10 protein-coding genes and 1 pseudogene are annotated in these 10,305 nt (G+C 62.6%); 4 read left to right on the forward strand and 7 right to left on the reverse strand.

Annotation, left to right across the window (positions count from 1 at the left end; genetic code table 11):
* Window positions 1-144: 144 nt before the first annotated feature.
* Window positions 145-1,356, reverse strand: a complete 1,212-nt coding sequence (locus GY725_24055) for an amino acid permease (GenBank protein MCP4007270.1) — start codon at window positions 1,354-1,356, stop codon at window positions 145-147.
* A 159-nt stretch (window positions 1,357-1,515) separates the two neighbouring features.
* Between GY725_24055 and GY725_24060 the strand changes: the two genes are divergently transcribed.
* Together GY725_24060 and GY725_24065 are read left to right on the forward strand one after the other, a co-directional pair.
* Complete coding sequence (locus GY725_24060; protein MCP4007271.1) at window positions 1,516-2,388, forward strand: universal stress protein; 873 nt, start codon at window positions 1,516-1,518, stop codon at window positions 2,386-2,388.
* On the forward strand, window positions 2,385-3,023 hold the full coding sequence (locus tag GY725_24065) for a DUF2238 domain-containing protein (protein MCP4007272.1): 639 nt from the start codon (window positions 2,385-2,387) through the stop codon (window positions 3,021-3,023). Before GY725_24060 ends, GY725_24065 begins: the two co-directional genes overlap by 4 nt.
* Here the strand turns inward: GY725_24065 and GY725_24070 are convergent.
* The gene (locus tag GY725_24070; GenBank protein ID MCP4007273.1) at window positions 2,990-3,772 is read right to left on the reverse strand and encodes a GNAT family N-acetyltransferase; all 783 of its coding nucleotides are present in this window, start codon (window positions 3,770-3,772) and stop codon (window positions 2,990-2,992) included. The two genes, GY725_24065 and GY725_24070, sit on opposite strands and share 34 nt — an antisense overlap.
* Before the next feature lie 90 nt (window positions 3,773-3,862).
* On the reverse strand, window positions 3,863-4,822 hold the full coding sequence (locus GY725_24075) for a hypothetical protein (GenBank protein MCP4007274.1): 960 nt from the start codon (window positions 4,820-4,822) through the stop codon (window positions 3,863-3,865).
* 113 nt (window positions 4,823-4,935) lie between these two features.
* On the opposite strand from GY725_24075, the gene GY725_24080 reads away from it, so the two are divergent.
* The gene (locus GY725_24080) at window positions 4,936-6,426 is read left to right on the forward strand and encodes an MFS transporter (protein MCP4007275.1); all 1,491 of its coding nucleotides are present in this window, start codon (window positions 4,936-4,938) and stop codon (window positions 6,424-6,426) included.
* 24 nt (window positions 6,427-6,450) lie between these two features.
* Here the strand turns inward: GY725_24080 and GY725_24085 are convergent, their stop codons facing one another.
* The 3 genes and pseudogenes from GY725_24085 to GY725_24095 form a co-directional block, all read right to left on the reverse strand.
* Entirely contained in the window at window positions 6,451-7,611 is a 1,161-nt protein-coding gene (locus GY725_24085; GenBank protein MCP4007276.1) for a lipid-transfer protein, read from the reverse strand.
* An 8-nt stretch (window positions 7,612-7,619) separates the two neighbouring features.
* Complete coding sequence (locus tag GY725_24090; protein MCP4007277.1) at window positions 7,620-8,063, reverse strand: MaoC family dehydratase; 444 nt, start codon at window positions 8,061-8,063, stop codon at window positions 7,620-7,622.
* Window positions 8,060-9,096, reverse strand: a pseudogene (locus tag GY725_24095) (hypothetical protein). Before GY725_24095 ends, GY725_24090 begins: the two are co-directional and overlap by 4 nt.
* Before the next feature lie 77 nt (window positions 9,097-9,173).
* Here GY725_24095 and GY725_24100 point away from each other — a divergent pair.
* Window positions 9,174-10,115: an isopenicillin N synthase family oxygenase gene (locus tag GY725_24100; protein MCP4007278.1), complete on the forward strand. Its 942-nt coding sequence runs from the start codon at window positions 9,174-9,176 to the stop codon at window positions 10,113-10,115.
* A gap of 34 nt (window positions 10,116-10,149) precedes the next feature.
* Here the strand turns inward: GY725_24100 and GY725_24105 are convergent.
* Window positions 10,150-10,305, reverse strand: a 156-nt coding sequence (locus GY725_24105) for a hypothetical protein (GenBank protein MCP4007279.1), incomplete at its 5' end; no start/stop codon positions are given.

A 10,305-nucleotide genomic window follows, 5' to 3' on the forward strand; every position in this document is an offset into this window, starting at 1 on the left:
GCTGCGAAGCGCGATGCATCCGCCTGCGCTGCGTCGCGCGACCCTCTGCAGATCTACGGATCTGCGATCGGATCACGCTTCTTGCTCAGGCGGCGACTCCCGCTTCTCGCTCGAATCCTCCCTGTGCAGAGATTCCCTAGAAGGTCAGAAGAGCGCGATCCCGACGAAGATCAGACTCACGATGAAACCGATTGCAGGCACCCAGCGAGGTATGTCGAGCACTCCGGAAACGCTGGAAGGTCTGGCCTTGAGCCGCCAGAGAGCGAGATTGACCAGCGCGAAGATCGCCAGCGTCAGCACCGAGGTGATCGCCGCCAGTGGAGCCAGGGGCAAGAACAGCGCCAGAATCCAGGTCACAATCGTTGCGACGACCGTCGCCAGGACTGGCGTACGGGTACTCGGATGTACCTGCCCCAGAACTTTCGGCAGCGAACCCTGGCGAGCCAGTCCGTAAAGAACGCGCGGCGCCATGACCAGCTGAATGAGCGCCCCATTGAGCATGGCCACCACGCCGATGAACCCGATCAGTGTCGGTTCGAGACCGGTCGTACGCTGCCAGAGCATCGCCAGGGGTGCGGCGCTTTCGGCCAGTTCCTCCGGTGGCACCGCCAGGACGGCGACCGTCGCCAGACCCACGTAGAACACACTCGTCAGTACCAGAGTCGAGATAATGGCGATCGGCATGGAACGGCGAACGTCGCGAACCTCCTCGGCCACGTTGACCATGTCTTCGAAGCCGATGAACGCGTAGAAAGCCAGTATCGTTGCTCCCAGGATTCCATTCCAGGCGCCGAGTTCGAGTGGCGGAAGGAACTCGCTCCAGCGCTGGGGAAGATCGGTCAGCGATGCGGATGCGGCGGCAATGATCGCCACCACACCGCCGACTTCGATCACGGTGATGATGCCGGCCAGGCGGACGGATACGCCGATTCCCCAGGCTGAGATCGCACCCAGCCCGATCACGAAGAGGGTAATGCTCAACGCACGCGGGATCTCGACGAGTTCGGCCAGATAGCCGACAAAACCATTGGCGACCGCAGCGGCCGAGACCGTGCCCGCGAGCGCGACCATCAGTCCGACGAGGGTCGCGAGCCAGCGCAGGCCGAACCCCTTGCGAACGTAGAGAGCCTCACCGGCACTCTGCGGATACAGGGATGAGAGTTCGGCGAAGGAAAGAGCGCTGACGCCCGCAATCAGTGAGGCGAGCAGGAACGCCAGGGGCGCAGCCATGCCCGCTCCACCCGCGACCTCTCCAGTCAGTGCGTAGATTCCCGCGCCGACGGTCGTTCCCAGCCCGTAGAGCGTCAGCAGCCAGACCGACAGAGTTCGCTTCAGCTTTGGCTCTTCAGAAACCATGGTGGATGTTTCCTGTTCCGGGTAGGGGTCGATAATGGAAAATTCGACTCACTTTCGAGACAATTCACCTCGGCAACGGCTCCCGAGTCATACCTAAAGGCTTCCGGAGCATGTTCGCAAGCGGCATGCCGCTTGCTCCATGTCCGGACGGAGGTAGCGATGAAACGCATCCTGATCGCGACGGACGACTCGCCTCACGCGGCCCGCGCGGGCGACCACGGCGAGGCGTTGGCGCAACTCTACGGCGCCGAACTCGAACTCTTCACCTCGGTGTTCATCTCATCGGTCCCATTAGGGCCCTACGCAATCGACATGCCCGGAGATTTTGTCGAGATTGCCCGCAAGCAGGCGGTAGAGAAACTCGAAGAAATGGCCGTGCGGATGCGCAAGCCCGACCTCCCGGTCTCTGCTCGAGTGGCCGTCGAAGATGCCTCGACCGCGATCTGCGCGCGGGCGAAGGAAATCGATGCAGATCTGATCGCCATCGGAACGCGCGGGCGCACGGGACTGGCGCACGTGGTCCTGGGCAGCGTTGCAGAACGCGTCGCGCGACTCGCCCCCTGCCCCGTGCTGACTGCTCACTCCGATTCGCCGGCTCCATCCGCCTACAAGACGATCCTGGTGCCGACGGACTTCTCGAAACACGCACACGCGGCGCTGGAGTGGGCGCAGAAGCTGGCCGTACGCACGGCCGGTCGGATCATCTTGATGCACAGCACGCATCTCAGGCCGCCTAGCGAAAGAGCCGAGGCCTTTGCGAACGAATCGTTCGCAGATGCACTTCAGCGCGACGCCCAGAAAGGACTCGACGAGTTGCGAAACGAACTGGGGGGCCTGGAGGTCGAGACGCATGTCTCGAGCACCATGCCCGACCTGGCGGTGATCAAGCACGCCGAGCAGACTTGCGCCGATCTGATCGTGATGGGGACTCGGGGACTCACGGGACTTTCCCACGTGGTGCTCGGAAGCGTCGCAGAGCGAGTGATTCGCCGCTCGGCCGTTCCGGTGATCACGCTGAAGGTCGCCGACTGAGCCGCATCGCGCACGTCGGACTGGCCGGTCTCTTCCTGGCATTCCTGGTCGAGGTTGTGGTGCTGGGCCTGGCCCCACCGGACCGCGCCACCTGGGCACTCGAGAACGTGCTCGTAGCCATCGGCCTGCCTCTGCTCGTTCTTTCGTGGTATCGCTTCCGCCTTTCGGCGTCGTCCTACGTCTTGATCCTGGTCTTCCTGGCCGTGCACGAGATCGGCTCCCACTACACCTACTCGCTGGTACCCTACGACCGCTGGTTCGAAGCGTTGACGGGAAACTCCCTGAACTCGCTTCTGTCCTGGGAACGCAACCACTTCGATCGCGCGGTTCATTTTCTGTTCGGACTTCTGCTCACGTTCCCGATTTTCGAATTGACTTCGCGCGCCGACTTGCGGGGAACGCTCTGGAGTTATCTGTTACCGGTTTTACTGTTGCTGTCCGGATCTGCGCTTTATGAACTTCTTGAATGGACGGCGGCCATGGTCTTTGCCGAGGACACGGGCATTGCCTACGTCGGTGCCCAGGGAGACGTCTGGGATTCGCACCGGGACATGGCGCTGGCCGGTGCGGGCTCTGTAGCGGCGATGATCGCGACCGCGCTTCAGCGCCGGTTTTCCGTCTCCGGAAAGCGCTGATCTTGCGCTTCGGCCAACTCCAGTTTCGGCGCGATGTCTCGCGCTTCGAACCATTTCTCCAGAAACTCCAGCCGCGGAAGGATGCGCGCTCCGAACGCCGCTTTGTACTCCGGACTCGGGTGACCCATGTTCCAGAACGCATAGCCGCAGTCCCGTAGCATCTCCGCCAGCAGGTACATCTGGAGCGTGCCGAAATGGCGGTACTCGCGATCGTCGGGACTGCAGAACCCCGACAGACTCGTGTAGGTGCGACCGATCGTGTAACCGAACTCACCCGCCACCAGTTCGTTGCGCTTCTGCGACCACAACTCGATTCCGTGGATCGCGAATCCCGGAGCCGAATTGCGCGGAAGTTTGCCGACGAGTTCGCGATAACGCTGGAGTATCCAGGTCCGGTCGTGGTAGGCGGCCAGGTTCTCCAGCACGCGCTCGGCGGACGCCACGACTCGGAGTTCGACGCCTTCTTCGGTCAGTCGTTGCGATCGCAGCAGGCGCCGCAGATTCCGCGAGCGGTGCAGGTTCTGCCAATCGAGAACCGCGTAGCTGTCCTGTAGCTCGGGAATGAGCAGCGGTCCGATTTCGGGATCCTCGTGCGCGATGCAGATGAATCCCGCATGAGCCAGCGCGACGTAGAACTCCGGATCCCACGTATCGTCCCAGAAGAGCACCTGATCCAGGTCCGGGTAGATGAGTGAGTGGAGAACCTCCGGGCGGAGCATCTCGGGGGTGATGGGGTAGATCGAGCCCATCCCCCGAGGATACACGTGTTGCACCCCCGGCAGGCTGTTCGGCCCGCTGGCTGTTCGGCCGTTATCCCCAGTCGGAACCGGTTCTCCAGCTCATTGCCGCAGCGCTTTCAGAATGGCCGCCAGACGCATTCCGCGAGCTTGGATCTGTTCCTGGGTCGCGCGCCAGACGTGCTCGACCACTCCCTGGCCTTCGCGCTCGCCACCGGCTTCACCCGCTTCGAGCGTGTAGGCCACGTGAGTTTCTTCGAGCCAGACGTCGTCCCGCAAGATGGGAAAGGCACCGAGTGCTTCGGCGCGCAGGTGATGCGTGCGGCCGGCGGATTCGACGAGTTCAATCCGAGCGCTGCGCATCTGGTGTTCGTGCTCGCCCCATTCGTAGTCAATGCGCACGCTTGTGAGCGGATGGTTCGCACCGTCGCGAAAGACGAAACCATTGTCGAGCACTCGGCCGTCTTCGAACGTCTGCATCAGATTGAAACTCCAATCACGTCCGAGCTGACCCGCGAGCCAGTTCCAACCTTCGAGCCGCTGCCAGTCGCGCACGCCCCACGACTTGTCGCGCTGCCCCAGGGCGTCGATCTCCTGGCGCTGCGAACCGAAGTGCGTCCAGCCGGTGACGCGACCCGATTGTTCGAAGTGCGCGCCCGTCATCGTAGTGGCCAGTTGCGCCCCGTGAGCCCCATAGTCGAACGCGGGCGTGTGAGCTTCGAAGGTCACGTCCATACCACGCTCGCCTTCAATCTGCAGGCGCCAGCGACGCAGCGGTTCGAGCATCGTCACCACCAGATCGCCGGCCCGCATGCCCTTGCCCGGATCCTCATCGCGACAGTCGCCCTCGTGATCGAGATCCGCGGGCCCGTAGAAGAGTTCGAGTTCGCCTTCGCGCAACGAGATCACCAGGCCGTCCGTCTTGCGCGGGTGAAAGCGATACCCCGTACGCGCCAGGGTAAAACTGTGACGCTCGGGATCGGCCCAGTTGAAGTAGAAACTCTCCTGCCAGGCCGGATCGCTCCCGACTTCGTGCAATAGCTCGTCACTATTGTTGATCATCGCCCGCTACCTCCGTTTCCGACACTATGCCAGAGCCAGCGCTATGCGGTTGATGCAGCCGGACGCCCCGACGCAGACATCGGCACTGCTTTCCGTGATACAACGCGGAGCGGATGGGTCAGATCAGCTTCAGTACCAAGCTTGCGTACGGAACCGGCCAGGTCGCCGAGAATGTGAAGAATTCGGGCTTCAACACCTTTCTGTTCTTCTATTTCACTCAGGTGATGGGACTCTCGGGCACACTCGCGGGAGCTGCGGTCCTGGTCGCGCTGGTTTTCGATGCGGTGACCGATCCCTTGGCCGGCTCGCTGTCCGACAACTGGCGCTCCAGGCGCGGCCGACGCCATCCGTTCATGTACGCTGCTGCGCTGCCGCTCGCCGTCACATATTTCTTTCTGTTCTACCCGCCCGAAGGCCTGGGCCAGATCGGTCTGTTCGTCTGGCTGACCAGCTTCGCCATTCTGGTCCGCGGCGCGATGACACTTTATCACGTACCCCACCTGGCCCTGGGTGCGGAACTCTCGACCGACTATCAGGAACGCACCTCGATCGTCGCCTACCGCACACTGCTGTCGGTCCTGGGCGGAGTGGGTGCGACGATCTTGTCCTACTGGGCGTTCTTTCCCGAAACGCCGGAGTTTCCCGATAACGGCTTGTTGAACCCCGCCGGCTATCCGAAGTACGCACTGTTCTGCGGCGTACTCATGATCATCACCATCTGGTATTCGGCGTGGGGCACTCGCAAGGAAATCCCGCATCTGCCCAAAGCCCCCGAGCACCCCGAGCCGTTCTCGTTCCATCGCATCGGCGTGGAGTTCGCTTCGGCCTGGAAGAGTGTCTCGTTCCGCTCGGTCTTCGTGGGTTTTGCCTTATACGGAGTGTTCTTCGGCATCATCACCACCCTGGGAACCCACATCAATGTGTTCCTCTGGGAGTTCGACACCGACAAGATGGGACTCCTGGCGCTGCCGTTCGCTCTCGGCTTCTTCGCGGGAGCCGCACTCGTAGGCCCGGCACACCGCCGCTTCGACAAACGACCCACCTTGATCTTCGTCGCTCTCACATCGTCGATCATCGGCGTTCTGCCGATCGCGTTGCGACTCTTGGGCTTGTTTCCGAGCAACGACTCGCCACTTCTGCTGCCGCTGATCTTCGTCTTTCTGTGCGTCAACATGACGTTTGCAGCGATGGGATTCGTATCGGCGGGCTCGATGATGGCCGACGTGGCCGAGCAACACGAACTCGAGTCCGGCAAGGCGCAACAGGGCATCTTCTTCTCGGCCACATCGTTTTCGGGAAAGCTGGCCTCGGGAATGGGTCACGCGGTGGCGGGACTGGGTCTCGACCTGATCGCCTTTCCCCTGCAAGCCGATCCCGGTGAGGTCGGACCCGCGGCCATCCGCAGCCTGGGCGTGCTGAACATCTCCGCGACGCTGATCGCACTCCTGGCGCTCTGGGTACTCAGCTACTATTCGATCGACCGCGCCCAGCAGATGCGCACCCGCACGCTACTGGAAGAGCGACACCTGCCCGGAATCGAGCCATCGCGAGCGGAGTTCGAAGGTGGAGGCGAAGAAGAACTGAGCGAACTGGATCAGGGCTAACCCTGGAGAGCCCACAGCGGCATCTCAGGCACTGCCCAGGATCAGGCCGCTGGTGGGAACACCCGTTCCCGCGGTAACCAATACGTTTTCGACCGAGTCCAACTGGTTCACGGCACTGCCGCGCAACTGGCGAACTGCCTCGGCGATTCCGTTCATGCCGTGGATATAGGCTTCACCCAGCTGGCCGCCGTGCGTGTTGAGCGGAAGCGTTCCATCGAGTTCGATATGGCCGTCGCCGATGAAGTGCCGTGCTTCGCCGCGCTTGCAGAAGCCGAGTTCTTCGAGCTGGGTCAACACGAAGGGCGTGAAGTGATCGTAGATCACCGCGGTGCGGATGTCTTCGGGACGCAATCCCGACATGGACCAGAGCTGGTCGCCAACCAGGCCCATCTCCTGAAGACCCGAGATGTCGTCGCGGTAGTAGCTGGTCATCGACTCCTGATCAAAACTCGCGCCTTGTGCGCTCGCCTTGATCAGGCTGGCGGGATGCCGTAGATCGCGCGCGCGTTCGGCGCTGGTCACGACCAGCGCGACGGCACCATCACTTTCCTGGCAGCAGTCGAGAAGGTGCAGTGGCTCGACGATCCAGCGCGAGTTCTGGTGTTCTTCGAGCGTGATTGGACGTTCGTAGAACCAGGCCTTGGGATTGCTCGCGGCGTGCTTGCGGTCCGCGACCGCGATCCGCCCGAAGTCCTCGCTGGTCGCGCCGTAGGTGTGCATATAGCGACGCGCAAACATCGCGACCCAGGCGGCCGGAGTGACCAGTCCGAAGGGCGCGTACCAGTCGGTGGGAAACTCGGCGTTCATATCGGGAGTGGGGCCCTGGCGACCCGCGCCAAAGCGCCGCCCGGAACGTTCGTTGAAGGCGCGGTAACAGAGCACAGCCTTGGAGACCCCGGTCGCCACCGCCATGGCCGCCTGCTGAACCGTTCCGCAGGCAGCACCACCGCCGAAGTGGACGCGACTGAAGTGCGTGAGCTGTGGAACACCCAGACCGCGCGCGACCGCGATCTCTTCGTTGGAGTCCATCGTGAACGTCACCATGCCGTCGATGTCGGACGGCTCGAGACCGGCATCGTCAATCGCGGCTTTCGCGGCCTCCAGCGCGAGTTGCAACTCGGTCCGGCCCGACTCCTTCGAGAATTCGGTGGCCCCGATGCCGACGATGGCCGCGCGACCGGACAGCCCAGCGCTCACGCTGCACTCGACAGGGGAAGGCTCAGACGGACGGTGCCCTTCACGTGGTCTCCCAGGCCGTTCCGGCCGCGAACCGAGATCTCGATCCGGCCGCGTTCCCCGACGACTTCTTTGCTCTCGACCACACCCGTCATGCGCATCTCGTCGTTCGGGTAGTTGGGCACTCCCAGGCGAATGGCCACCCGCTCCAGAAGGGCTTCGGGCCCGGTCCAGTCAGTCACATAACGTCCGACAAAACCGTTGGTCGACAGGATGTTCATGAAGATGTCCTTCGAACCGCGCTCCTGCGCCAGATCGCGATCGTGATGCACATCCTGGTAGTCGCGAGAGGCCATCGCAGTCGAGATGATCAAGGTAGGCGTGAGTTCGATCACGAGTTCAGGCAATTCCTGTCCGACGCTCACCTCTTCGAAACTGCGGGTGCTTCCCAGAACGCTCATCTTGCGGCCTTTCCCGCTTCCGAAATCCGTTCTTGGGTACCGGACACAGGTCGCCATGCGGGCAGGTTCCAGGCGTCATCGATGCGCACGAAGTCGACCTCGACCGGCATCCCGACGTACAGGTCGTGCGGATCCCCACTCACATTCCCCACGATCCGGGTGCCCTCGGCGAGTTCGACCAACGCCACGGCAAACGGTGCCTCGAAGCCGTAGACGCGTGGGTGGTGGTGAATCACGTAGCTGTAGATCTCGCCGCGTCCGGAAGCCCGGATCGAGTCCCACGAAAACGAGTTACAGGCCGAGCACATCGGCCTTGGGGGATGCCGCAACTGATCGCAATCCGCACAACGCTGAATCCGGAGTTCGGCGTTTTCGACGCCTTCCCAGAAAAAGCACGAGTCGGAATTCGCGGTCGGACGCGGCGGTCGCGGCGCGCTCACGCGGTTCCGCCCTTGCGCGGCTTGAACCAGAAGATGCGGAAGTGCATCTCGGCCACGGTTGCGCCGCTCTGATCGCGATACGTAGTCTTGGTGGTAACGAAGTAACCGTCTCCGAGCGCGGTCTTCTTTTCGCCGGTCACCGATTCGAGCAGGTTCTCGGTGGTCACCAGGTCGCCGGGTTTCAGATAGCGCATGTATTCCTGCTCGCAGTCCGTAGCAACCACCGATGTGTAGCCCGCCTTGTTGAGCAAGGCCGCCGGACCGGCCTTGCGCGCGGCGATGATGGCTGCGGCGGCGGGTCCGCGTTCGAGTCCGCGCATGCTCCAGGCCTGAAGCATGGTGGGTGGCGCCACGATTCCACCGTGCAGCGACTCCGCGGCCGCTGCGGGATCGGTGTAGACCGGGTTCGCATCGTCAATCGCGTCGCACCAGTGTCGGATCATCGGCTGGTTGACCGGATCGCGCGCGGGAGGCTCGAGCGTCGGGCGGCTCTCTGCAACCAACTTCTGAAGCGCTTCGTCGAGATTATGCAGCGAGTCCGTCACGAGATCTGAATTGTACTCGAAACCTTTCGCCGTCCGTCGACGGCCCATCTCGCGTGGTAGACTCGCCCGGCAACGCGGGTTCGCAATCGACCCGCTAAAGGCCCTGAACCCAGGAGACGGAAGCCATGGACCTCGTACCGGTCGTCGACATCCAGAACCCCGAGAAGACGTCACTCGAAGCGCTGAGCAACGCGTGCGCGAATCACGGCTTCTTCCAGATCTCCGGTCACGGTCACGACAAGTTGATCGATCGCATGTGGGACGAAACGCGCCGCTTCTTTGCAGAGCCGAGCGAAGTCAAGAACTCCGTGCGCCGCACCCAGGACATGCCACTGGGCTACTACGACCGGGAACTGACCAAGCGCAAACGCGACTGCAAGGAAGTCTTCGACATCATGGCTCCGGGCGGTCGCGGCCGGACCGACCGCAATCGCTGGCCCGAAAACCTGCCCGGGTTCCGCGAGACCCAGGCCGAGTTCTTCGATGCCTTCAGTGAACTGGCCGAAGAGACGCTACGGGTGATTCACCGCTCGCTCGATCTGCCCGACGAGATCATCACCACTCACAAAGGCAACTCCGCAGTGAGCACCGTGCGCTTGAATCACTACACGGTCGAGGATCCGGTCGCGGGTGACTCGTCTGAACTCGCCGAACTCGCCGACGTCTCGCTGGGGGATCACACCGATCCCGGCGTGCTGACGCTGCTCTTGCAGGACAATACGGGAGGCCTCCAGGCCCTGGGGCGCGATGGCAGCTGGATCGACGTTCCCCCGACCCCCGGCCTGGTCGTCGTGAATATTGGCGACATCCTGCAGGTCTGGACCAACGATCGCTATCGCGCTTCGGTCCATCGGGTCACCCGGATGACTCGCTCCTCTCGCCTCAGCATCCCCTACTTCTACAACCCGCAGGTCGACGCGACGATCGAACCGATCGAGTCGCTTTGCACGGACAAGCCGCACTACCGATCGTTTAGCTGGCGCGAGTTCATCGGCGCCCGGATCGACGACAACTACGAAGACCTGGGAGTCGAGGACACGCAGACGATGCACTTCCGCATCGTGTAAAGGGCATGTCGACGGACGAGTTCCCAGCGGGTTTCTAGGGCGCCGTTGTGCGAAAGAGGTCCACCAGGGATTTGCAGTACTGGACGACCGCGGCCACTTTGTGCGGCGCGGTCTTGCCACTGCGCACGACCACCAGGTCGAGCTTCGGGCTGATGAGGATGCGCTGCCCGCCCATCCCGCTGCAGTAGAA

The sequence above is a fragment of the bacterium genome (assembly GCA_024226335.1).
Classification (GTDB): domain Bacteria; phylum Myxococcota_A; class UBA9160; order SZUA-336; family SZUA-336; genus JAAELY01.